The 22,341-nt window shown below is 66.8% G+C and carries 21 protein-coding genes and 1 pseudogene; 9 read left to right on the top strand and 13 right to left on the bottom strand.

All coding sequences use genetic code 11. From position 1 onward, the window contains the following. Positions 1–187: 187 nt before the first annotated feature. The 4 genes from hemW to lepA form a co-directional block, all read right to left on the bottom strand. Positions 188–1,420 (bottom strand): radical SAM family heme chaperone HemW, encoded by a 1,233-nt coding sequence (hemW, locus tag EJO69_RS03670; RefSeq protein ID WP_126039359.1) that lies wholly within the window; start codon positions 1,418–1,420, stop codon positions 188–190. Next, positions 1,413–2,153 (bottom strand): tRNA (guanosine(46)-N7)-methyltransferase TrmB, encoded by a 741-nt coding sequence (trmB, locus tag EJO69_RS03675; RefSeq protein WP_126039361.1) that lies wholly within the window; start codon positions 2,151–2,153, stop codon positions 1,413–1,415. Before trmB ends, hemW begins: the two co-directional genes overlap by 8 nt. Then, on the bottom strand, positions 2,150–2,809 hold the full coding sequence (locus EJO69_RS03680) for an MOSC domain-containing protein (protein ID WP_126039363.1): 660 nt from the start codon (positions 2,807–2,809) through the stop codon (positions 2,150–2,152). The genes trmB and EJO69_RS03680 overlap by 4 nt, the downstream gene beginning before the upstream one ends. A 100-nt stretch (positions 2,810–2,909) precedes the next feature. Continuing rightward, positions 2,910–4,754, bottom strand: coding sequence for a translation elongation factor 4 (lepA, locus tag EJO69_RS03685; RefSeq protein ID WP_126039366.1), 1,845 nt, complete (start codon positions 4,752–4,754; stop codon positions 2,910–2,912). 150 nt (positions 4,755–4,904) lie between these two features. Between lepA and EJO69_RS03690 the strand changes: the two genes are divergently transcribed. The 4 genes from EJO69_RS03690 to rpsT all read left to right on the top strand — a co-directional run bounded on the left by EJO69_RS03690 (position 4,905) and on the right by rpsT (position 7,091). Then, positions 4,905–5,453, top strand: a complete 549-nt coding sequence (locus EJO69_RS03690; protein WP_126039369.1) for a hypothetical protein — start codon at positions 4,905–4,907, stop codon at positions 5,451–5,453. A gap of 55 nt (positions 5,454–5,508) precedes the next feature. Continuing rightward, positions 5,509–6,009, top strand: coding sequence for a PH domain-containing protein (locus tag EJO69_RS03695; protein WP_126039372.1), 501 nt, complete (start codon positions 5,509–5,511; stop codon positions 6,007–6,009). A 74-nt stretch (positions 6,010–6,083) separates the two neighbouring features. Further along, positions 6,084–6,668, top strand: a complete 585-nt coding sequence (locus EJO69_RS03700; protein ID WP_245993755.1) for a type II toxin-antitoxin system PemK/MazF family toxin — start codon at positions 6,084–6,086, stop codon at positions 6,666–6,668. 156 nt (positions 6,669–6,824) lie between these two features. Further along, entirely contained in the window at positions 6,825–7,091 is a 267-nt protein-coding gene (gene rpsT, locus EJO69_RS03705) for a 30S ribosomal protein S20 (protein ID WP_126039377.1), read from the top strand. Between the two features lie 81 nt (positions 7,092–7,172). Here the strand turns inward: rpsT and holA are convergent, their stop codons facing one another. The 3 genes from holA to EJO69_RS03720 are packed head-to-tail and all read right to left on the bottom strand — an operon-like array spanning position 7,173 to position 11,115. Further along, on the bottom strand, positions 7,173–8,162 hold the full coding sequence (holA, locus tag EJO69_RS03710; protein ID WP_126039380.1) for a DNA polymerase III subunit delta: 990 nt from the start codon (positions 8,160–8,162) through the stop codon (positions 7,173–7,175). A 47-nt stretch (positions 8,163–8,209) separates the two neighbouring features. Next, entirely contained in the window at positions 8,210–10,390 is a 2,181-nt protein-coding gene (locus EJO69_RS03715; protein WP_126039383.1) for a ComEC/Rec2 family competence protein, read from the bottom strand. After that, positions 10,387–11,115, bottom strand: a complete 729-nt coding sequence (locus EJO69_RS03720) for a helix-hairpin-helix domain-containing protein (protein WP_126039386.1) — start codon at positions 11,113–11,115, stop codon at positions 10,387–10,389. The genes EJO69_RS03715 and EJO69_RS03720 overlap by 4 nt, the downstream gene beginning before the upstream one ends. A 105-nt stretch (positions 11,116–11,220) precedes the next feature. Between EJO69_RS03720 and EJO69_RS03725 the strand changes: the two genes are divergently transcribed. Continuing rightward, positions 11,221–12,969 carry a helicase HerA-like domain-containing protein gene (locus tag EJO69_RS03725; RefSeq protein WP_126039389.1) on the top strand — a complete coding sequence of 583 codons (1,749 nt, stop codon included), beginning with the start codon at positions 11,221–11,223 and terminating at the stop codon, positions 12,967–12,969. A 9-nt stretch (positions 12,970–12,978) separates the two neighbouring features. Here the strand turns inward: EJO69_RS03725 and EJO69_RS03730 are convergent, their stop codons facing one another. Both EJO69_RS03730 and leuS read right to left on the bottom strand, forming a co-directional pair. Next, positions 12,979–13,932: an aldose 1-epimerase gene (locus EJO69_RS03730; RefSeq protein WP_126039392.1), complete on the bottom strand. Its 954-nt coding sequence runs from the start codon at positions 13,930–13,932 to the stop codon at positions 12,979–12,981. 8 nt (positions 13,933–13,940) lie between these two features. Further along, positions 13,941–16,811 carry a leucine--tRNA ligase gene (gene leuS, locus EJO69_RS03735; protein ID WP_126039395.1) on the bottom strand — a complete coding sequence of 957 codons (2,871 nt, stop codon included), beginning with the start codon at positions 16,809–16,811 and terminating at the stop codon, positions 13,941–13,943. Positions 16,812–16,901: 90 nt separating this feature from the next. On the opposite strand from leuS, the gene EJO69_RS03740 reads away from it, so the two are divergent. Continuing rightward, a complete protein-coding gene (locus EJO69_RS03740; protein WP_126039399.1) occupies positions 16,902–17,342 on the top strand; it encodes an HIT family protein in 441 nt (146 codons plus the stop codon). A gap of 8 nt (positions 17,343–17,350) precedes the next feature. Here EJO69_RS03740 and EJO69_RS03745 read toward each other — a convergent pair whose 3' ends face one another. Then, positions 17,351–17,989, bottom strand: a complete 639-nt coding sequence (locus EJO69_RS03745) for a vitamin K epoxide reductase family protein (protein ID WP_126039402.1) — start codon at positions 17,987–17,989, stop codon at positions 17,351–17,353. 266 nt (positions 17,990–18,255) lie between these two features. Here EJO69_RS03745 and EJO69_RS03750 point away from each other — a divergent pair, with 266 nt between their 5' ends. Together EJO69_RS03750 and EJO69_RS03755 are read left to right on the top strand one after the other, a co-directional pair. Beyond that, complete coding sequence (locus EJO69_RS03750; RefSeq protein ID WP_245993758.1) at positions 18,256–19,299, top strand: glutathione S-transferase family protein; 1,044 nt, start codon at positions 18,256–18,258, stop codon at positions 19,297–19,299. Then, the gene (locus EJO69_RS03755; RefSeq protein ID WP_126039408.1) at positions 19,292–19,546 is read left to right on the top strand and encodes a thioredoxin family protein; all 255 of its coding nucleotides are present in this window, start codon (positions 19,292–19,294) and stop codon (positions 19,544–19,546) included. The genes EJO69_RS03750 and EJO69_RS03755 overlap by 8 nt, the downstream gene beginning before the upstream one ends. Positions 19,547–19,650: 104 nt before the next feature. On the opposite strand, the gene EJO69_RS03760 is transcribed toward EJO69_RS03755, so the two are convergent. After that, positions 19,651–20,415 (bottom strand): HAD-IIB family hydrolase, encoded by a 765-nt coding sequence (locus tag EJO69_RS03760; RefSeq protein WP_126042315.1) that lies wholly within the window; start codon positions 20,413–20,415, stop codon positions 19,651–19,653. Positions 20,416–20,441: 26 nt separating this feature from the next. Continuing rightward, a complete protein-coding gene (locus EJO69_RS03765; RefSeq protein ID WP_126039411.1) occupies positions 20,442–20,915 on the bottom strand; it encodes a hypothetical protein in 474 nt (157 codons plus the stop codon). A 197-nt stretch (positions 20,916–21,112) separates the two neighbouring features. On the opposite strand from EJO69_RS03765, the pseudogene EJO69_RS03770 reads away from it, so the two are divergent. Beyond that, positions 21,113–21,816 (top strand): annotated as a pseudogene (locus tag EJO69_RS03770) (purine-nucleoside phosphorylase). Here EJO69_RS03770 and EJO69_RS03775 read toward each other — a convergent pair. Further along, positions 21,785–22,279: a hypothetical protein gene (locus EJO69_RS03775; protein WP_126039416.1), complete on the bottom strand. Its 495-nt coding sequence runs from the start codon at positions 22,277–22,279 to the stop codon at positions 21,785–21,787. The pseudogene EJO69_RS03770 and the gene EJO69_RS03775 overlap by 32 nt on opposite strands. Positions 22,280–22,341 lie beyond the last annotated feature (62 nt).

Below are 22,341 nucleotides of genomic sequence, written 5' to 3' on the forward strand. Positions count from 1 at the left end.
GGGCGCTTCGATCACAGGGCGGGAATAGGTCCCCATCCCGTCATCCTTCCACAGCGGTGCCGTCCTGTCACTATCCCTGCCCCGGTGCCCCGCCGCTCAGGGCATCATCTGTGGCTGCACCGCCGTGGACGACCCCCTCGCCCGCAGCTGAGAGCATGCAGGGGTCGCGCCAACGGGTGGAGCCTGCTCAATCCCAGAGCTCACGGATGACAGTGTCGGCCAGCAGTCGCCCCCGCAGGGTGAGGACCATGCGGCTGAGCGCCAGCTGATCGCTTCTCAGCAGGCCATCGGCCGCCAGCACCATCGTCTTATGCCGCCGCCGTGCCAGATCGGCACGAGACGGCGCCTCCCCCGGCTTCGCGATTCCGGCGGTCAGTGGGAGCCCCTCGGCGAGGCGGATGCCGAGCATGATCTGCTCGTCGGCCCGCTCCTTCTCGCTGAGGATCTCCCGCGCAGCGGCAGGAGACACCCCCGAGTTGAGGCGCTGCGCCCACGCACGCGGGTGCTTGACGTTCCAGAAGCGGGTGCCGTTGATATGGGAATGGGCGCCGGGTCCGAATCCCCACCAATTATCGCCACGCCAGTAGGCGAGGTTGTGCCGGGCGGCGTGGCCGGGCTTGGCCCAGTTCGACACCTCGTACCAGGTGTACCCTGCGGCTGACAGCATCTCGTCGGCGATCTCGTACTTCGCCGCGAGGTCGTCCGGGTCGGTATTGGGCAGCAGGCCGCGCTTGACCTGCTGGCCCATCTTCGTTCCGGGCTCAATGCCGAGCCCGTAGGCAGAGATGTGATCGGGGGACATGGCGATGGCGGCGGACAGCGAGGTCCGCCAATCCTCGAGCGACTCCCCGGGAGTCCCGTAGATGAGATCGAGGGAGGCCGATAGGCCTGCTTCGCGCGCCCAGCCGATGACGTGCGGCACCCGCTCGGGGGTGTGCAGTCGGTCGAGAGTCGCGAGCACGTGTGGCACGGCGGACTGCATGCCGACCGATACTCGCGTGAAACCGGCCGCTCGCAGCTCCTGAAGGTAGGCAAGATCGACCGTCTCGGGGTTCGCCTCGGTCGAGATCTCCGCACCGGGTTCGAATCCGAACACCATCTCGAGCACACCGAGGATGTGCGTGAGCTGGCCGGCCTTGAGGTACGTGGGGGTGCCGCCGCCGAAGAACACGGTCTCGAGGGGTCGCCCACCGTCGAGCACAGTGCCCGCGAGCGCGATCTCCTTGAGCAGCTCCCCGTCGTACTCCTGGGGCGTCGCCCCCGGCCCCAGCTCATCGGAGGTGTACGTATTGAAGTCGCAGTACCCGCACCGCACCTCACAGAAGGGCACGTGAATGTAGGCGGACAGCGGCCGCTCCATGGAGATGTCGGGAAGAGAGCCGTCCTCGGGAGCCTTCTCACCGTCGGGCAGGTCAGCCACGGCGCACCTCCAGGTCGTGGATCCGCCGGCCCTCGTCCAGCCCGCGGGTTTCGAAGCGGGTGATGATTCGCCCCTCCCAGCGGGGCGCGAATCCGCCGGAGATCCCGGCCTCGGCCGGGTCGTCATCGTCGATACGCTCGCCGAGATGGAGGTTGATGAGTTCAGGGACAGCCGCGATCGAGTCCCTCATCTGCCACGCATAGTCGTCCCAGTCAGTCGCGAGGCGCCAGATGCCGCCCTCGGGCAGCGTGTCGGCGACGATGCGGGCGAAGTCCGGCGTGATCATCCGGCGCTTGTGATGCCGGGCCTTCGGCCACGGGTCGGGAAAGAACGTCCACACCTCGACGGGTTTAGGATTGGAGCCGAAGAGGAGCGGCAGCGCGAGGACGGCGTCCGCTGAGATCAGCCGGACGTTCGTCACGCCTTCGCGGACGATCCGGGACACGGCGGATGCGACGCCGGGCCACCACACCTCGAAGGCCAGGTAATTGTTCTCCGGGTGCTGCGCGGCGTGGGCGACGACCTGATCGCCGGCCCCGGCCCCGATCTCGACGATGAGGGGCGCCTCCCGGCCGAACGACGCCGTCAGGTCGGGAGCCTCGAGCAGCGTGTACTCATCGCGCGCGGCATCGATGATGTAGGTGTCTCCGTGCCGCTCCAGGGTCCTCTTCTGGCGGTCGGGAATACGTCCCCCGCGGGGGACAAAGCTTGTGATCCTGCGGTATCCGCTCATTGCACCTGCTCGTCTCTTGGCATGATGCCCTCTCTCAGTTCGCTCGGCATGTGCTTGATGACATAGGGGGCGAGCGTGAACTCGCCCTGGTTGTGGGAGTCGATGAGGTCCTGCGCAGGGGCGGGGCGCTCGCGGAACCAGCCGCCGGCCGACACCCCGTGGTTCGGCACTGACAGCACCTCGAGCCGGTCCCCCGCCTGGGCGTGCCCCGGTTCGATGACACGGAAGTAGGTCCCCGAGCGGCCTCGGGCTATGAAGCGCTTCATCCAGCCCTTCTCGCCGCGCCACCATTCGAAGGTCCGGCAGGGAGTCCGGCAGCCGGTCGCCTCGAGCAGCGCGGTGCCGAATCGGATCCGACTGCCGATGATGAGATCATCGACGCGGCCGTCGACCCGGAGGTTCTCGCCGAACACCCCCGGCGCCAACTCCTCACCGAGTTCGCGTTCCCACCACGCCATCTCCTCGTTGGACATGGCGTACACGGCCTTGTCCGCACCTCCGTGGTTGGCTCGGTCCGCCTGAACGTCGCCCCAGAGTCCGAGCCGTCCGACGCGGACCGGCCCCTCGACGGGCTTCTTGTCGATGGCGGTCACGCCGACGCGGCCGATATCGACGGGAGTCAGCGCGGAGACAGTGCAGATATGGGTGACGAGCATGGCTTCACTCCCCCGACGGTCGGCTACCTTTCGGAGGGCGGGTTTGACCGCCCCACAATGATGAGGACGACGACGATGATGACGACGAGAAGGAGCCACTTCATTTTGCTGTGGGCTGGTCGGAGGTGAGGGCTGCGACGAACGCCTCCTGCGGAACCTCGACCCTGCCGATGTTCTTCATGCGCTTCTTGCCCTCCTTCTGCTTCTCGAGGAGTTTGCGCTTGCGGGAGATGTCGCCGCCGTAGCATTTGGCGAGCATGTCCTTGCGGAGTGCCTTGATCGTCTCTCGAGCGATGACTCGAGAGCCGACCGCCGCCTGGATGGGGATCTCGAACTGCTGCCTCGGGATGAGGCCCTTGAGCTTGCCGGTCATGTCGACGCCGTAGGCGTAGGCCTTGTCGCGGTGGACGATGGCGGAGAACGCATCGACCTTCTCGTGATTGAGGAGGATATCGACCTTGACAAGATCGGCGGCCTCCTGGCCGTCCATGTCGTAGTCGAGGGACGCGTACCCGCGGGTCCGCGACTTCAGCTGGTCGAAGAAGTCGAACACGATCTCCGCAAGCGGCAGCCTGTAGTGCATCTCGACCCTGTCCTCCGACAGGTAGTCCATGCCCCCCATCGACCCGCGCCGCTCCTGGCACAGCTCCATGACTGCGCCGATGTAGTCGGACGGCGTGAGAATCGTGGCCTGGACCATCGGCTCCGAGATCTCCGCGAGCTTCCCGTCGGGGAATTCGGATGGGTTCGTCACCTCGATGGTCTCGCCGTCGTCAGTCTGCACCGCGTAGATGACGGAGGGTGCGGTGGCGATGAGGTCGATGCCGAACTCGCGCTCGAGACGCTCGCGGATGATCTCGAGGTGGAGAAGTCCCAGGAACCCACAGCGGAAGCCGAAGCCGAGCGCCGCCGATGATTCGGGTTCGAACGTGAGGGCTGCGTCGTTGAGCTGCAGCTTGTCGAGCGCCTCACGCAGCGCGGGGAAGTCGGAGCCATCGATCGGGTAGATGCCGGAGAAGACCATCGGCTTGGGCTCGACATATCCCGGGAGCTGATCCTTCGCCGGACGCGCCGTCATGGTGATGGTGTCGCCGACTCTCGTCTGGCGCACGTCCTTCGCCCCGGTGATGAGGTAGCCGACCTCGCCGACCCCGAGACCCTTCGACGGAATCGGCTCCGGAGAGATGACTCCGATCTCCTGCAGCTCGTGACTCGTGCCGGTCGACATCGTCGTGACCTTCGTGCGGGGCGTGAACAGGCCGTCCTTGACGCGCACATAGGTCACGACCCCGCGGTAGGAGTCGTAGACGGAGTCGAAGATCATCGCTCGCGCGGGTGCGTCCGGATCACCCGTCGGTGCGGGGATCTCGCCGACGATGCGGTTGAGCAGCTCAGCGACGCCGACACCGGTCTTGCCGGACACGCGCAGACAGTCCTCGGGTTCGCCGCCGATGAGGGAAGCGAGTTCTTCCGCGTACTTCTCGGGCTGAGCCGCCGGCAGGTCGATCTTGTTGAGGACGGGGACGACCGTCAGGTCGTTCTCGAGTGCCATGTAGAGATTCGCGAGCGTCTGGGCCTCGATACCCTGCGCCGCGTCGACGAGGAGAATCGCTCCCTCGCAGGCCGCCAGCGACCTGTTGACCTCGTAGGAGAAGTCAACGTGACCGGGAGTGTCGATCATGTTGAGCACATACTCGGTGCCGTCGACTGTCCACGGCATGCGGACGGCCTGCGACTTGATGGTGATCCCGCGTTCGCGCTCGATGTCCATCCGGTCGAGGTATTGGGCGCGCATGGCGCGCTCGTCGACGATGCCGGTCAGCTGCAGCATCCGGTCGGCAAGGGTCGACTTGCCGTGATCGATGTGTGCGATGATGCAGAAGTTCCGCAACCGGTCAGCGGGCGTATTCGCCGGCTGCAGCGACTGGGTGGGATTCTTGGACACTGGTCTCCTTCGGATATTCCGCACCAGTCTACCCACGTCCCGCCTTCATGCGGCGATCCACCTGTCGTGACCTCTCTCGCCGTGTTCGCTCTGCGATTACGTGGGGCCAGATCCCACCAGTGCGGCCGAGAATTCTGGAATGCTGTGCTCATGAGTGCTCTGCCCGGTGCCCTATCCGTGTTCCTGCCCCTCCTCGTGCGCCTGCTTCGGGGACCGGGGAAGCTCATGGTGTGGGTGAACGGCGTCATCGTCGCGATCCTCCTGTGGCTGACAGTCTCGGCAGTCGCCGAGGGAAGCCTCGGAGCGTGGATCCCCCTCGTGCTCGGCGCCATCCTCGGCGCCGGCGTCCTCGTCTTCGGAATCCGACTGGCGCGGCTCTCTCGGTACGTCGATGAGCTCGAGAAGCTCCAAGACCAGACCATCGGCACCGAGATCGTGACGCGGGACGGCCGGACACTGTCGGAGGATGATGCCCGCCAGCGGTTCCAGGACGCCTCCTTCGAAGCCTCCCAGCGCACGGCCAGGGTCATGCCCCGCGTCCACGCGGCACAGCGTGCAGCCATCGCAGCCGCGGGCGGAACGGTCGAGGCCCCCTACCTTCGGGACGACCTCAGGATCACGATCATCTCCGGGGCGCTCGCCGCCCTCGCCGGACCATTCGGCTTCTTCCTCCTCATCGTCACCGCCATCATCACGTGAGGCAGGCGGCCTCAATGGCAGTACGGAAACCCACCCGCTGTGCCACTATTGCCGTATGGGCCTCCCTCGCAGATACCTCGGCCAGGACGAAGTCGTCGTCCGCCACATGCACAGCCATGTCAAAGAGCTGTTCCTCTCCGGCATCATCGCCATCCTTCTCATCGCGGCCGTCGTCACCGCAATCCTTGTCATGCCCAATTCCGCGGACCCGTGGGGCACGTACGCCGTCATCGCCGCGAGCGTCATCATCGCGATCTGGAGAGTCGTTGTGCCCTGGCTGCGCTGGCTGACCGACACCTACACCATCACGTCCCGGCGCATCATCACCCGCACCGGGATCCTCTCGAAGAACGGGCATGACATCCCCCTCGCCCGGATCTCGAATGTCGCCTACGAACACGATCTCATCGATCGGATCTTCGGCTGCGGCACCCTCATCCTCGAGACATCGGCGGACAACCCGCTGCGGCTCCAAGACATCCCGAAGGTTGAAGAGGTCCACGTCGAGCTCACCGAGCTGCTCTTCAGCAGCGAGGGCTTCCGGCGGCAGGACTGAGTGCATCGGCCCCACATCCGCCAACCGGCGCGATGTGACCACGTCGACCCGGCTTTCCGTCTACGGTGGATGGCGTGAGTCTCTTCAATCGTGCAGTCAACCTCGCCAAGTCCGTCGCCAACGCCCCGGAGACACGTCGTCTCGTCAGGGACGTGCTCTCCCGAGGCGACCGCTCTCAGAGCCCGCGTCCGGCTGCGCGGGAGCGCGGCCAGGCGCCTCTCGGACCACAGGACGACGCCGTCGAGTACTCGCCGGCGATCCATGGCAGAGCCTCCTTCTCCTACGATCCCTCTCCCGACGGAGATGCCGACCCGGGGGAGGTCGTGTGGACGTGGGTGCCGTACGAGGACGATCCGACACAGGGCAAGGATCGCCCGGTGCTTGTGCTCGCCCGCCTGGGCGACGCCGTTATCTATGCGCAGATGACCTCGAAGGACCACGTCGACTACGGCGGAGACTCGAGCCGCGAGGATCATCTCGGCCGGAGCTGGGTCGACATCGGCAGCGGCGATTGGGACCGGCAGGGAAGGCCCTCCGAGGTGCGCATCGATCGCCTTCTCATCGCCCACAAGGACTCGATCCGTCGCGAGGGCGGCCGTCTCGATAAGACGAGGTTCACACATGTGGCGCGGGCTGTCAGTTCGATTCACCGCCGCTAGCTGATATTCTTGTTCATCGGACTTGCTATCTGGTCGATACGCAGGTCGTAAGCCACCGACCACTCCACGGGGTGCCCCACGCCCCAGTCCCGGTCATGGCGGAGCCCTCACTGACCGAGCAGACATTCGCATCCGTATGACGAAAGAATTGAGAACGTGGCAAATATCAAGTCGCAGAAGAAGCGCAACCTCACCAACGAGAAGCGTCGCATCCGTAACCAGGCCTACAAGGCCGAGCTGAAGACGTACGTGCGCAAGGTTCGCGCCGCCGTCACCGCCGGCGACAAGAACGAGGCCGACGTGGCCCTGAGGACCGCCAGCCGTAAGCTCGATAAGGCCGTGTCGAAGGGCGTTATCCACAAGAACCAGGCTGCGACCCGCAAGTCGAAGCTCGCCAAGGCTGTCTCCTCGCTCAGCGCGTAGTCAGCAGGTGTGAAGAAGGGCGGCACGATGTGCCGCCCTTCTTCTGTCGATCGCGCCGCCCGGGTCGCGCGGCATCGCCGCTCAGAGGCGTCGCGCGGCGCTGATCTGACGCAGGCATCGCTCGACCGCGTACTGGGCATCCTGAGATTCGCCACGGAAGCCCTTGACGTCCCCATCCGCCTTGGCGATGGCGGTGATCGCTCCGGCGAGAGCGGCATCCGACCAGGAGCGGAGGCTGTTCTGGGCCTCTCGGATCTGGCGAGGGCTGCCCGGGACGGTAACGTCGCGCCCACCGCGACCCATCGATGCCGACACGTGCGCCAGCTGACGGAACTTCCACGCAAGGTTGGCGATGATGAGGACCTCGGACGTGCCGGTCGCCAGGGCGTGACGCAGCAGCTGGAGGGCGCGGCCGGTGTTGCCGGCGACGACAGCATCCGCGATCTCGAAACCATCGGCCTCAACGCGGCTGCCGAAGTACGTCTTCACGTGCTGCTCACCGACGGTGCCCTCGACATCGCTGAAGAGCTGCCGGAGCGCGGCAAGCATCTCACGCACATTGTTGCCGAGGCTGTCGACCAGCGCGTGAGCCGCGTCTTCGGTGAGGGCGCGCTTCGCCCGTCGAGCATCGGACTTGATAAGCGCGAGCTTATCGCTGTCCCACTTGACCTCGTCGATGCTGATGACCGGCAGGCCCGCCTTGTCGCAGGCGGTGAACACCTTCGCGCCACGGTTGCCGCCGTTGCGGACCCCGACGAGGAAGAGGTCGGGGCTGGGATTGCCGATGAGCTGGATGAGGTCGGACTGCAGCTCCTCCCCCATATTCTCGAGATCCCCGATGAGGGCGATCTTCGCACCGCCGAACAGCGACGGGCTGGCGAGAACCGCCAGGTCGCCCGCGGTGTAGGAGAGCGAGTCGAGCTTGACGACCTCGATATCGGGATCCTGCCGGCGGGCCTGGCCGAGGAGGGACTCCCACGTTCGGTCCGCGAGCGCCTCCTCCTTCGACTTGATGAGAACGACTGGTGCCAGTGTCGCCGAGTCCCATGAAACGCCCTTTGCCTGTGCCATGGTCCCAGTATTCCATGGTCGCCCGACAGGTCCGATCGGGCGCCCGCTCACTCATCGATTCGGAGGAAGATGTCACCGCCGTCGGTTGCGAGGATCTCGGCGCTGCGGCTGTAGCGCTCGACCGTCTGCGCGGCCGGGTGCCCGAAGGTGTTTTCCCCGTAGGAGAGGAGTGCGAGCGTCGCCCCGACCGCATCGACGAAGGCGTCGCTGCGGTTCCCGGACCCGTGGTGCGGGATGAGAACGATGTCGGCAGCGATATTGCGTCCGGCAAGTCTGCGCTGCGCGGATTCTTCGAGGTCGCCGGTCAGGAGGAGTGAGCGACTGCCCAGGTGGACTCTGAGGACAACGGACTGGTCGTTCTCGCAGCTCTCATCCCAGCAGTCGGCCGGTCCATCGGGCCACAGGATGTCGAGACCACCGAACCGATCGCCCGCCGACACCTCCCGCACAGGCCGACCCTCGGCCCGGCCGTCGATCTGAACCGTCATGCCCGGCCCCACCCAGATTTCGCGTACGCCGCGGTCCAACGCGGTCTCGATCCCTCCGACATGGTCGGCGTGGAGGTGGGTGAGGATGAGGACATCGACATCTGCGCCCGCAGCCGACAGGCACTCCCCCAGACGTGACTCGGGCGGGCCCGTGTCGACGAGGTAGACGAGACCGTCGAGTCGCACCAGCGTGGCGGCGCCCTGGCCCACGTCGCATTGGACGATGTCCCAGTCGGGTACTGGAGCGGGTACGAGCCGGTGCGCGCTGAGTCCGATCGCTCCTGCAAGAATCCACGTGGCGCGCAGACCGGTCCTGGCGATGAGCCAGGAGACCACGAGGATTGCGGTGTAGACGGCGATGACGAGCCGACCGTCCATTCCGGACCCTGGCCATCCCGACAGCTCACCGGCGACAATGTCGATCCATGACACGCACCGGGCCGCCAGCCACGCGAGCGCGGGGCCCGCCGCGGGGACGGTTGCGAGGATGAGGCCCCCGAGGGCGAAGATCGTCCCGGCGGGAACGAGCGGTGCGACGAGCGCGTTCGCGAGGGCCGACCAGAGGGAGGCTGTCTCCGACAGGAGGAGGATGATGGGCGCGCACGCGAGGTGCGCGACGATCGGGACGGCGAGCAGGTTCGCTCCCGGCACGGTGAGAACGGGCGCGAGGAGTGCCGCCGCCGGACGCGCCCACGTGATGATCGACGCGGTCGAGACGACAGACAGGATGAACCCGTAGGCGAGAGCGAGGGGCGGCTCGATCGCCACAAGGACGACAATCGACACGCCTAGGGCGGGAAGGGCGCTGCTCGGGCGCCGCAGCCATACCGCTGCCAGCACAACCACTCCCATGACACCCGCCCGGAGCACCGAGGGCTGTCCGCCGGTTGCGACGATGAGGGCGGCAAGGACTCCGCCCGCCGCAGCGACTGAGATGATGCGCCGCCGGCGCCCGACGAGTGCGACGGCCAGTCCGCAGATCATCGACACGTGGGAGCCCGAGACCGCCGTCAGGTGAGTGAGGTTGACGGCCGCCAGGGCCTCACCGTGCTGCTCCGGCAGTCCCGAGTCGTCGCCGATTGCGAGTCCCGGGACAAGGCCTTGGATCTGTGGCAGCTCACCGCTGAGGTTGGCGGAGAGCCCGGCTGCACGCGCAGCGATCCAGCGTGACACGGGCCCGGCTGGCGCAGTCACTCGCATGTCACCGACGATGGTCGCCCACGCGATCTCCCGGGAGCCCCGCTCGGTCGGCTCCAATCGCGTGAAGACGTCGATGCTCTCATCCAGATCGAGTGCTAGGAGCTCGTCACCTCCGAGCAGTGTCACCGACGAATAGGCGACGGAGGTCTCGCCCCTGCCGCTCACCCGATCGACGCGCATGGTCCTCAGGACGCAGTCACCCGCGGGATTCGGGTAGGACGTGATCGTGCCCTCCAGCCGTGCGACGGCGCCCTCCTCGGTGAGGCGGGCCAGGATCCCCTGGGACGCCAGGTGCTGATGGGCGGCGGTGAGGCCGGCGGAGCAGATCGCGGCTGCGGCGAGCACGGCGAGCGTCGGCGCCCAGTAGCGGATCCCCGAGTCCCGTCCGACGTGCCGCAGCACGAGCCGCGTGCAGTAGAGGGACCCTGCGCCGAGGAGGACAAGCGTGATGACGAATCCGGCGCCCTCGAGGAGGGTGCCGACTGCGGCCAGCCACCAGGCCGCCGACGCGAGCAGGATCCGAAGATCCCCGTGGCTCATACGGTCACACGATCGCGCAGATCCTCGTAGGTCGCCGGGCCGATGCCGGACACCTCCATCAGCTCCTCGGTGCTGGTGAACTGCCCGTTCGTCTCGCGCCAGTCGATGATCCGCTGTGCGATGGCGGGGCCGACCCCTGGGAGGGACTCGAGCTCGGCGGCGCCTGCCGAATTGAGATCGATGAGGCCCGGCGTCGCGGAGTCCTGCCCACCGGGCTGCTCGGGCTGGATCACGGGCGCCGCCTCTCCGGGTGCGGGCACAACGATGTGCTCACCGTCGGTGAGGACGCGGGCGAGGTTGAGAGCATCCCAGTCGGCCTCCGCGCTCATGCCGCCCGCCCGCTCGACTGCAAGAGCAACTCGCGAGCCCTGCGGCAGCTCGACGATGCCGGGGCTGTTGACCCTGCCTGAGACATAGACCGTGACCGTGCCCGGCTCCTCGCTCGGCTGCGGTTCCGCGAGGGACGCCGGGGCCGCTGAGCTCTCCTCCTGTGGGGCGCCGGCCGGGGCGGTCGTCGCGGGCGGGAGTGCGTGGACCTCGACGGGCCGTGACATCGTCCACCCGACGAGAACCCCGGCCACGAGCGACAGAACAAGGATGGCGAGGGCCGCTGACCGCCCGTCGAAGGCGAGGCGCGCTGTGCGCCTGCCCTGCTCGGGCGGCGCCATGATGTCCTCGCCCGTGCCGACGCGGTACGCGGTGCGTACGAGGTCTTTCGCTTTCATGCCCCCACTGTTGTCTGTGCGGAGGATCGACGAGGGATGAGGAGAATTCTCTGAGGACAGACGATCCGCGGGCGCGCTGGGGACCGCGCCCCTATGCTGACCCTTATGGATGATGCAGAGATCGCACGTCTCGAAGCTGCTGCGGCGGCCGCGAAGGCGGAGGCCGCCCGCGCGGCGGCGGAGGCAGCCCAGGCAGCGCTCGACGCGGCACGGGCGGCGCGACGCGCCACGAGCCCGGATGCCGAGCCCGAGGCCCCGACAGAGCCACCCGCGTCGGAGGGTCTGTCGGACTACGCGCGCCAGGTCAAGGACGCCTACGCGGTCGATGACGCCCTGCAGATCGGCGTGCTCCTCGAGGAGGGCCTGCCGCAGGCCGATGTCCCAGTCACCCTGTCACTGCCGATGCTCAATCGCCACGGGCTCATCGCCGGCGCGACTGGCACGGGCAAGACCCGCACCCTCCAACTGCTCGCCGAGGGGCTGTCTGCCTCGGGCGTCCCTGTGTTCCTCACGGACATCAAGGGCGATCTCACGGGACTGGCCGAACCGGGCCAGGACAGCGAGAAGCTGGCCGCGCGCTGCGCCGACCAGGGCCAGCAATGGCAGCCACGCGCTTTCCCCACGGCGTTCTATGCACTCGGCGGCGTCGGCACCGGCATTCCCATTCGGACGACCGTGACCGAGTTCGGCCCCCTGCTGCTCGCTCGGATCCTCGATCTCAACGCCACGCAGGAGGCCGCCCTCAGCCTCATCTTCCACTGGGCGGACAGAGAGGGTCTCGCCCTCATCGATCTCGGCGATCTGCGTTCGGTCGTCTCTTTCCTCACGGACCAGGGCAAGGACCTCCTCAAGGACATCGGTGGCATCGCCTCGGCGACCGCCGGTGTCATCCTCCGGGAGATCGCGGTGCTGCAGTCGCAGGGCGGAGATGAGTTCTTCGGCGAGCCGGCCTTCGACCCCGAGCACTTCTTCCAGACCCGGGACGGCACCGGAGTCATCTCCATTCTCGAGCTGCCGAGCCTCGCCGATCGGCCGCGCCTGTTCTCCACATTCGTCATGTGGCTGCTCGCCGAGCTGTTCGAGATCCTCCCCGAGGCCGGCGATCTCGATCGGCCGAAGCTCGTGTTCTTCTTCGACGAGGCACACCTGCTGTTCAACCGGGCCTCCCCCGCGTTCCTCGACGCCATCACACAGACGGTGCGCCTCATTCGATCCAAGGGTGTCGGCATCATCTTCGTCACCCAGACCCCGAAGGACGTGCCGGCCGATGTCCTCGCGCAGTTGGGAGCCAAGATCCAGCACGCCCTGAGGGCCCACACCCCCAACGACCAGAAGGCCCTCCGCGACACCGTGAGGACCTTCCCGGAATCGCCTCTCGACCTCGAGGAGATCCTCCCGGGTCTCGGAACCGGCGAAGCGCTCGTCACGGTCATCGACACGGCCGGGCGGCCCTCCCCCGTCGCACCCACACGCCTATGGGCGCCGGCCGCTGACATGGGACCGGCCGATGACGCGACGGTCCAGCACATCCTGTCCACGTCTCCGCTTGCGGCGACCTACGCCGAACGCGTGGACCCCCAGTCCGCGACCGAGCTTCTCGCTGCCCGTATCGAGTCCGAGGAGGCGGCAGCGCTGCAGGCGGAGGCCGACGCGGCACTGCGTGAGGAGCAGGAGGCGCGGGCGCGGGCGGCCGAGAAGGAGGCCGAGCGCCACAGGAGAGAGGCCGAGCAGGCCGCGAGGCGTCAGCAGACCGGGCGCGGCCGTGACAGCGTCGTCGACGCGCTGCTCAAGTCGGGTGCCCGCACGCTCGGTCGCGAGATCTCTCGCACGATCTTCGGCACCCGCCGTCGCTGAGCGGATTGCCTACGAGTAGACGAGGGTCGCCGTCATCGACCGCGTCGCGCCCGGCATGAGGCCGATCGACGCCGACGCATCCGCCCTGTTGACCGCGTCGGGCACGTGGGAGTAGGGCTCGAGGGCGATCGCCTCGCGAGCGCCTCGCTCAAGCCCATCGCCCGTCCACACAACGACGACGGGCGCCTCGGCGGGCTCCTGGATGAGGGAGATCGTCTTCCCTGTCAGCGGGTTCGACACGGAGGTCTTGACGACACCCTCGTCGTTTGGAACAAGGCCGGTGTAAGCGGCATCGATCCTCTCGCTGCCGACGCGGTCCATGATGACGGGCGCGTGGATCCCGGCGTAGGCGGACTCGCCGGGCAGCGGGATGAGGTCCTGTGAGGTGAGAACGCGCTTGCGGGCGGGAATTGTCAGTCCCAGATCCGTGATCCTCCCCCCGCCGGGGAACCGCAGAAGAGGGTGCCAGCCGATGCCGACCGGTGCCTTCTCCGGCGACAGGTTCGTGACGGAGATGTCGATCGAGAGGCGGTAGGACCCGACCTCGCCGACCCCGAGGGCGTAGATGACGTCGACCGCGAACGACCACGGCCAGATGTCATCCGCCTCGTGCTCGGCCGACAGTTGCAGGGTCGGACCCCGGGATACGGACGTGAAGTCCAGTCCCGAGACGAGGCCGTGGCGAGCGTGCCCATCGGAGGCGAGCGGCAGGCTGATGGAGCGGCCGTTCCAGGTGAAGGTACCGTGGTTGATCCGGCCCGCGAAGGGTGCGAGGATCCGGCTCCGCGAACCCCTGCCCTCCGCAAGCTCCTCGGGGGTCTCATAACCCGCAACGATGCTCTCGCCGACGCCCGGGTCCCACGAGATGAGGGTGGCGCCGCGCGCGGCCACGAGGGCGGTCGCCCCGGCATGCGTAAGCCGCCAGGCCCTGCCGCCGAATGTCGCCTCGCTGACGCTGTCCATATCTCTCCTTAGGGAACGATGTTGATGAGGTTGGGTGCCCGGACGATGATCTTGCGGGGCTCACCCTCGAGGAATTGCTGGATCCTCGGCAGCGCCAGTGCGCGCTCGGTCAGCTCCTCGTCGGAGATCTCGGCCGCAACATCGATGCGGTCGCGCACCTTGCCCTTGACCTGGACGACACAGGTGACCGTGTCCTCAACGAGGAGAGCCTCATCGATCGTCGGGAAAGGCGCGTAGACCACCGAGGATTCGTGGCCGAGGCGGGCCCACAGCTCCTCCGCGATGTGCGGGGCGACAGGGCCGACCATGGCGACGAGCTGCTCTGCGACCTCGCGCGGGACCTCGTCGAGCGAGGTCAGGTGGTTGTTGAGCACGATGAGCTTCGCGATCGCCGTGTTCGGCCGCATCGCCTCATACTCCGTCCGCACGTCGGTGACAGTACGGGCGGCGAGGCGTGCCGTCTCCTCCGAGACCGGTACGTCGGCGACGATCGTCTCACCCGTCTCCTCGGAGACGATATTGCGCCACAGGCGCTGGAGGAAGCGCTGAGCACCGACAACCGCGCGCGGCTCCCACACCCTCGACTGCTCGATGGGGCCCATCGACATCTCGTACACGCGGAAGGTATCGGCGCCATACTCGGCGCTGATCTCCTCCGGCGTCACCGTGTTCTTGAGGGACTTGCCCATCTTGCCGTACTCGCGGCTGACCCGCTCGCCGCGGTAGGTGAAGATCTGCTCCCCGTTCTCCTCGTTCGTCTCCACCTCATCGGCCGGAACATACTGTCCGCGAGAATCGGTGAAGGCGTAGGCCTCGATCATGCCCTGGTTGAAGAGCTTGTGGAACGGCTCCGAGGACGAGACATGGCCGAGGTCGAAGAGGACCTTGTGCCAGAAGCGGGCGTAGAGCAGGTGGAGGACAGCATGCTCGACGCCGCCGACGTAGAGGTCGGCACCGCCCGAGTGGTTGCCCGCCTCCGGGCGCGGCCCCATCCAGTACTCCTCGTTCTCCCGGGCCGCAAAGGCCTCGTCGTTATTCGGGTCGAGGTAGCGCAGCTCGTACCAGCACGAGCCGGCCCAGTTCGGCATCGTGTTCGTGTCGCGGTAGTACGTCCGCTCACCATCGCCGAGATCGAGGGTAACCGCGACCCAGTCCTTCAGCCTCCCGAGGGGCGGCTCCGGCATCGACTCCGCATCGTCCGGGTCGTACGACCGCGGCGAATAGTCGGGGGTCTCCGGCAGTTCGACGGGAAGCATCGACTCGGGCAGGTCGTAGGCGCGGCCGTCCTCGTCGTAGACGATGGGGAACGGCTCGCCCCAGTAGCGCTGGCGGGAGAACAGCCAGTCGCGCAGGCGGTAGGTGACGGCCGGCAGGCCCGTCCCCTTCTCCGCGAGGTAGTCGGACACGGTGGCGATGGCGGCGGCCTTGTCGAGACCGTTGATCGAGAACTCGTCGTTCGCCGAGTTGATGACCTCGCCGTCGCCGACGTACGCCGAATCCCCGGGGAAGTCCGCGGGAGGCTGGATCGTGAGGACGATCGGCAGCTCGAACGCGGTCGCGAAGTCATAGTCGCGCTGATCGTGGGCGGGCACGGCCATGATCGCGCCGGTGCCGTATCCCATGAGGACGTAATCGGCGGTGAAGACCGGGACCTGATCGCCGTTGACGGGGTTCGTCGCGTAGATGCCGGTGAAGACGCCGGTCTTCTCCCGCTCATCGCTCGTCCTCGCCGTATCGCCGAGCTTCTGCGCGGCGGCCTGGTAGCCGGACACTGCGGAGCGCGGGTCGGCGGCACCACCGGTCCACGCGTCCTTCGTGCCCTCGGGCCACTCCGTCGGCACCGCGCCGTCCTGGAGCATCGGGTGTTCCGGAGAGACCACCATGAACGTCGCGCCGAAGAGCGTGTCAGGGCGGGTGGTGAAGACTGTGAGGTCGTGGTCGCGGTCGGCGCCGTGGGCCGCGAACGTCACGTACGCGCCGTTGCTCCTGCCGATCCAGTTCCGCTGCATCGCCACAACCTTCTCGGGCCAGTCGACCGTGTCGAGATCGGCGGCGAGTCGATCGGCATACGAGGTGATCCGCATCATCCACTGGCGCAGCTGGCGGCGGAAGACGGGGTAGTTGCCGCGCTCGGACCGGCCCTCGTTCGTCACCTCTTCGTTCGCCAGCACGGTGCCGAGCCCGGGGCACCAGTTGACGGGGGCGTGAGAGATGTAGGCGAGGCGATGGTCGTCGATGATCGCGGCCCGCTCGGGCTCGCTCAGATCAGCCCAGTGCGCGCCCGACGGGACGGGACGATGGCCCGACTCGAACTCGGCGATCAGCTCGGAGATCGGGCGGGCACGCCCAGTTGTGCCGGGAGTGCGGCCTTCGGCACTCTCGTCGTAGAACGAGTTGTAGATCTGCAGGAAGATCCACTGCGTCCACCGGACGTAGTCGACATCGGTCGTCGCAAACGAGCGGCGCTGATCGTGCCCGAGACCGATCTGGCGAAGCTGCCGCTTCATGTTCTTGATGTTCTGCTCGGTCGTGATGCGGGGGTGCTGGCCGGTCTGGACGGCGTACTGCTCGGCTGGCAGGCCGAACGCATCGAACCCCATCGTGTGCAGCACCGACTTGCCGAGCATGCGCTGGAAGCGGCCGACGACATCGGTGGCGATGTATCCGAAGGGGTGGCCGACATGAAGGCCCTTGCCAGACGGGTACGGGAACATGTCGAGGAGGTAGAACTTCTCCGGCGAGACGTCTCCAGCAAGGTCACCCACCGGATTCGGCACGTGGTACGTGCCCTCCTCATCCCATCGATCCTGCCAGCGGCTCTCAATCTCGCCTGCGAGCTCTGCCGTGTACCGATGCGGATGTTCGGTCGTCTCGGACATAGTTCTCCCTTCGTATCGCCGTCAACTCTAGCGCAGCGCCCACACCGTTCCTCCCCCGGTCCACGGGATGACAGGGAATAGACTGAGCACATGAGCATTTTCACGAAGATCATGGCAGGCGAAATTCCCGGCAGGTTCGTGTGGGCCGACGACGTGTGTGTCGTCATGGCGACGATCGAGCCGCATGCAGACGGCCACGTCATGGTGGTTCCCCGGGAGGAGATCGACAAGTTCATCGACCTGGACGACGCGACAGCCGACCATCTGTTCCGAGTGGCCCGGATCATCGCCCGGGTCCAGGAGACGGCCTTCGACGTGCCACGGTCCGGCCTCGTCATCGCCGGGTACGGGGTGCCGCATTGCCACCTCCACGTCATTCCCATGGTGAGCGAGAAGGCCCTCGCATTCGCCTCGGCACGCAAGAACGTGCCGGCCGAGGAGCTGGACGCGTCGATGATGACCCTGCGCACCGCCCTCATCGACGCCGGTCACGGCCAGCACGTGCCGGCGCAGCTCACGTCGCTCGACTGAGCCTGCCGTCAGGAGAGGATCATCCTCCACGTGTCGAGGAAGTAGATGCCGGCGAAGGCGATGACGGCTGCGAACCAGAGCCCGATGATCGCCCAGCGGTAGCGCCACAGCGGGCTTGTCCCATCCGTGAGATTCGCGTGGGCCTGGCCGGCGGCCTGGGTGATGAAGGGGATGAGGGCGGCCCAGATGACGAGGCACCACGGGCAGAGCGTGCCCGCGCTGAAGGACGTGTACTGGAACCAGAGGATGGCGAGCAGGCCGAGCGCAGCCGCCGCTGCCATGCCCGCCCACATGAAGGTGGGCAGGCTTCTCCTCGCGAGGAGATAGACCCCCGTGAAGATCATGGCGAGGAAGGCGGCAATGCCGAGGTAGCTGTTCGAGAATCCGAGCAGGCTGCCCTCCCACGACGTGAGGAAGGTCGAGCACGACAGGAGCTCGTTGACGTCACACGACAGGTTCGCGAAGGGGTCTGCTTCGAGGGCGCGCTGGCCGAACAGGAGCTGCAGGGATGCGAACGCTCCGACGAGGCCGCTCACGACCATGAGCCAGCCGAATTCGACCGCCCCCGGGGCGGCGGGACGCGGTGTCTCGCGCGCGGCGAGATAGGCGTCGAGCTCCTCGTCGGTCATGCTGTCAAAATCGGCCATCGGGGATCCGTTTCGTCAAAGTGAGCTGTCGCACCTACGGTGCCGGCGACCTCATGGTAGCAACCGATCCACGACTGGGAACACCTGTTCAGACGTGGTACTCAGCCCATAGCCCCCTCCAGATCCGCCGGCGGATCGGCCCCCGCCGACGACGACACCAGCCAGCCGGAGCGGCGAGCCGGGCGGACGCTTGGAGCGAACATGGAATTATCGCGCGCACACGGCAGTTGACACCCGTAGACATGAAAACCTACGGAGGGAGAGCTGTGGCTGACAGTGAGCGTGCGGAACATACGACGGGCGGGGTCTACTCTGTGCCGGGCCAATCATTCGAACGGGATTCCCGGTACATCACGACTCGCGTCACCCGCGGCGGCGAGAGCGGCTACGCGGTGGAGTCGGGCCGCTACCGGCTCATCGCCGCACGTGCGTGCCCCTGGGCCAACCGCACCCTCATCGTGCGACGCCTGCTCGGCCTTGAGGATGTCATTCCGGCCGGCATGCCCGGCCCGACACATGACGCGGATTCGTGGACGTTCGATCTCGACGAGGGTGGAGTCGACCCGGTCCTCAAGATCCACCGACTGAAGGACGCCTACCTCAAGCGGGACCCCGACTACCCGCTCGGAATCACGGTCCCCGCCCTCGTCGACACCCGCGACGGCGCGGTGGTGACGAACGACTTCGCGCAGATGACGCTCGACTTCTCGACCGAGTGGGTGGAGCATCACCGTGAGGGCGCACCCGATCTCTATCCCGAGCACCTACGGGAGGAGATGGACCCCCTCATGCGGTACATCTACACCGAGATCAACAACGGTGTCTATCGCTGCGGATTCGCCGGCTCCCAGTCCGCCTACGACGAGGCCTACGCGAGGCTGTTCGACGCACTCGACACGATCTCCGATCGACTGGAGACCCGCCGCTTCCTCATGGGGGACACGATCACGGAGGCCGACGTGCGGCTCTTCACCACGCTCGTGCGCTTCGACGCCGTCTATCACGGCCACTTCAAGACCAACCGCTCGAAGCTGAGCGAAATGCCGGTGCTGTGGGCCTACGCCCGGGACCTGTTCCAGACCCCCGGCTTCGGGGACACCATCGACTTCCAGCAGATCAAGAGCCACTACTACGAGGTCCACACGGACATCAACCCCTCCGGGATCGTTCCCGCGGGCCCCGACAACTCGGGGTGGCTGTCCGAGCACGGCCGGGAGGCACTCGGCGGCCGCCCGTTCGGCGAGGGTACTCCCCCGGGTCCCGTCGCACCGGGCGAGGAGGTTCGCCCCGAGGGTCGCGCCGATGCCTGATCTCGTCCTGTTCACGACGGGGTTCTGCGCGCCGTGCCGCGCCGCCCGCCAGGTACTCGACTATGCGTCGAACGACCTCGAGTTCACGCTGACCGAGGTCAACGCGTCCGATCACCCGGAGCGTGCCATGGCGGCGGGCATCACCTCCACCCCGACCCTCCTCGCGCTCGGCCCCGAGGGCGAGGAATGGCGGCTGGTCGGCGTGCCGAGGCTCGCCGAGCTGCGGAGGCTGCTGGCCGGAACGTAGATCGGAACGCTGATCGCTCGGCGCAGAGGATCCAGGTCTAAGCGAACTGCTCCCCAGTTGTGAACTCATCTCAGTTCACTTCTGGGGAGCAGTTCTCACTGCCGTCAGACAGAGGCCTTGCGCGTCTCCGCCGGAAAGCAGTCGACAAGCCTCTCAACGAGATCGGCGGTGTCCTCCCAGTTCCGCACGGCGTACGTCTTGCAGCCGAGGGCGACGACGGGGTAGTCGTTGCCGCCCGGGTCGAGTCGATCGCCGACGAAGATCATGTCGTCGAATGCGACGCCCGTGTACTCGGACAGGCGGGTGATCCCGAAGGCCTTATCGACGCCCGCCCGGGTGATGTCGATCGAGGTCGACCCGCCGGAGCGGACCTCAAGGTCGGGCAGGTCACCGGCGACGGCCTCACGGAGGGCCTCCTTCTTCGAGCCGTCCGGGTCCCACGCCCGCTTCGCATCGATGGGGGCCTCCTGGCCGAGGGCCGAGAAGGTGATCTGTGATCCACGATCTTCGATGACGTCGCCCCACGTCTGGTCCTCCCACAGCCCCAGCTCCGCGGCGCGCTCACGCAGCGAGGTCACAGCGGAGGTGCGCTCATCGTCGGTCAGATCGTGGGCATAGACCGTCACCCACCGGCCGTCCTGGAAGCGCATGTAGCGCGTTCCGCATGTCGGCATGAGGTGGAGGTGTTCCAGGGCGGACTCGCCTGCCACGAGCTGGTCGAGGACCTGCTTCTCGAACTGGGTGACGTTACCCCCGGAGATGATGCAGACGTCGGCGCAGTCGAGAAGCTCGACCAGCGCCTCTGCCATCCGAGGAGGCATCGGGGACTTGGAAGGCGCGAGTGTGTCGTCAAGGTCGAAGGCGACCATCCGGTAATGGGAGCTCAATTGATCTACTAATCGGCTTTCTTGTCGGTGCGGGCGACGTGCTCGAGGATCACACGGAGCAGACCCAGGAGGACGAGACCGATCGCCACGCGGAACGCGAAGCGAAGTATGGAAGTCACGATCCCCATCGCACTCGGACCATAGTCAGCGGTCAGGATGGTCAGGAGATCAAATAGAGCGTAGCCACCAAAGATGCCGAATGCAACGATGCCGAGAAGCATGACGATGCTGAGCAGCGACTGGGGGCCGCGGTGCGGGAAGCTCGTGGAGAAGAGCGACACGAATCCGCTGGGCTGATGCGGCGCACCGTAGCCGGATGGCTGGCCGTAGCCGTGGCCGTAGGGGTGCGGCTGCCCAAGAGGCGGCTGCCCGGGCTGCATACCCGGCTGACCCGGTTGCGGTGCTGAGTAGGCGGACGGGGCGGGCTGATGGTTCATGCCCTGGTCATAATTGGGGCCCTGCGGCCCTCCCTGCTGGGACATAGAGCTTTCCTTTCGCTGGCGCCGTCGGCACGGCTCTGCCCCATTGTGGCTGATCGACCGCGCCACCGCACGGTGACGCGTGTTCCCGGCCGGTGCGACCGGCGGGGCTCGTCAAGAGAATCCGCGTGCCGTTACGCCGCCGTCGAAGGCGGCGCGACCGTAGACTGGCCGATACCAATCGATTCTGAAGGAGCACTATGCCCACCCCACACATCAGCGCCCCGAGGGCTCCATCGCGCCCGCCGTCCTCATGCCCGGAGACCCGCGTCGTGCGGAGCGGATCGCGAACCTTCTCATGCCGGACGCGGACAAGGTCTCAGACGTCCGCGGCATCGGCGCCTACACCGGCGAATATAATGGCAAGCCGCTCTCCGTCATGGCATCGGGCATGGGCCAGCCATCGCTCGCGATCTACGCGAGCGAGCTCTTCATGTTCTACGGCGTCAAGCGGATCATCCGCGTGGGAACGTGCGGGGGCATGGCGGCGAAGGTCAAGGTCGGCGACGTCGTCGTCGCCATGGGCGCCCACACGGACTCCTCGGTGACCGACGTCGTCCCCGGCATCAGCCTCTCGCACACGGCTTCGTGGAGGCTCCTCTCGGCCGCGGTTGCGGCCGCCGATGGCGACATGGCGGTCCATGTCGGTCCGGTCGTCTCACGGGACAAGTTCTACGGGAACGACCCTGCGCAGGTGCAGAAGCTCGCGGACATGGGAACCCTCGGTGTCGAGATGGAGACGGCGGCGCTTTACATGCTCGCCGCCCAGCACGGCGCAGAGGCCCTCACGGTCCTCACCGTGTCCGATCATCTCCTCGACGATTCACAGAACATGTCGGCCGAGGACCGCGAGCTTCGCTTCCAGGGCGCGCTCACGCTCGCCGCAGCCGCCGCTCACTGCTGACCCTCGCGTCGATCCCACTGACCAGCTCTTCGAGCTGCTCAGCACCAAGCTGACTGGAGGCGAGGTCTGCGCTGCGGTACCGGATCGCCTCGGCGCGATCGACCGTGGCCAGCCCCGCCTCCGTCGCATGGAACAGGCCCGTCGGTGCCGCGAGCACGAAGCCGCGCTCGATAAGCGAATCGACGATGGGGGCGGCCGCCTCGTCGATGAACCCAAGTCGGATCGACAGCGTCTCGAGCGTGCACGGGCCGCCTGCGATCACCTTGAGGGCATTGACCTGGGCAGGCTTAAGATTGAGGGCCTCCTCGACGGCTCGGTCGAGGACCTCGCCCATCCAGCGGGCCTGATCGATCCGATCGAGGAGGCCGACTGCGATCGACATGTTCTCGGTCGGCTCCTCACGTCGCAGCAGGCGGAGGATTCCCGATTCATCGGTGGCGTCTTCGTCACGTTGATCATTCACATACATACTCAACCTCAACAACCTTGGGTTTGTTCCCGGCGGGCCTGACAATAGCCTTGGAG

Origin of the sequence: Flaviflexus salsibiostraticola (genome assembly GCF_003952265.1) — a bacterium.
GTDB classification, from domain to species: Bacteria; Actinomycetota; Actinomycetes; order Actinomycetales; family Actinomycetaceae; genus Flaviflexus; species Flaviflexus salsibiostraticola.

Bases quoted from the DNA above. Each gene is read 5' to 3' on its own strand.
- trmB (WP_126039361.1), bottom strand. From the start codon at position 2,153: ATGAGCGGATACCGCAGGATCACAAGCTTTGTCCCCCGCGGGGGACGT.
- EJO69_RS03680 (WP_126039363.1), bottom strand. From the start codon at position 2,809: ATGCTCGTCACCCATATCTGCACTGTCTCCGCGCTGACTCCCGTCGAT.
- EJO69_RS03690 (WP_126039369.1), top strand. From the start codon at position 4,905: ATGAGTGCTCTGCCCGGTGCCCTATCCGTGTTCCTGCCCCTCCTCGTG.
- EJO69_RS03695 (WP_126039372.1), top strand. From the start codon at position 5,509: ATGGGCCTCCCTCGCAGATACCTCGGCCAGGACGAAGTCGTCGTCCGC.
- holA (WP_126039380.1), bottom strand. From the start codon at position 8,162: ATGGCACAGGCAAAGGGCGTTTCATGGGACTCGGCGACACTGGCACCA.
- EJO69_RS03715 (WP_126039383.1), bottom strand. From the start codon at position 10,390: ATGAGCCACGGGGATCTTCGGATCCTGCTCGCGTCGGCGGCCTGGTGG.
- EJO69_RS03720 (WP_126039386.1), bottom strand. From the start codon at position 11,115: ATGAAAGCGAAAGACCTCGTACGCACCGCGTACCGCGTCGGCACGGGC.
- EJO69_RS03725 (WP_126039389.1), top strand. From the start codon at position 11,221: ATGGATGATGCAGAGATCGCACGTCTCGAAGCTGCTGCGGCGGCCGCG.
- EJO69_RS03730 (WP_126039392.1), bottom strand. From the start codon at position 13,932: ATGGACAGCGTCAGCGAGGCGACATTCGGCGGCAGGGCCTGGCGGCTT.
- leuS (WP_126039395.1), bottom strand. From the start codon at position 16,811: ATGTCCGAGACGACCGAACATCCGCATCGGTACACGGCAGAGCTCGCA.
- EJO69_RS03740 (WP_126039399.1), top strand. From the start codon at position 16,902: ATGAGCATTTTCACGAAGATCATGGCAGGCGAAATTCCCGGCAGGTTC.
- EJO69_RS03745 (WP_126039402.1), bottom strand. From the start codon at position 17,989: ATGGCCGATTTTGACAGCATGACCGACGAGGAGCTCGACGCCTATCTC.
- EJO69_RS03755 (WP_126039408.1), top strand. From the start codon at position 19,292: ATGCCTGATCTCGTCCTGTTCACGACGGGGTTCTGCGCGCCGTGCCGC.
- EJO69_RS03760 (WP_126042315.1), bottom strand. From the start codon at position 20,415: ATGGTCGCCTTCGACCTTGACGACACACTCGCGCCTTCCAAGTCCCCG.
- EJO69_RS03765 (WP_126039411.1), bottom strand. From the start codon at position 20,915: ATGTCCCAGCAGGGAGGGCCGCAGGGCCCCAATTATGACCAGGGCATG.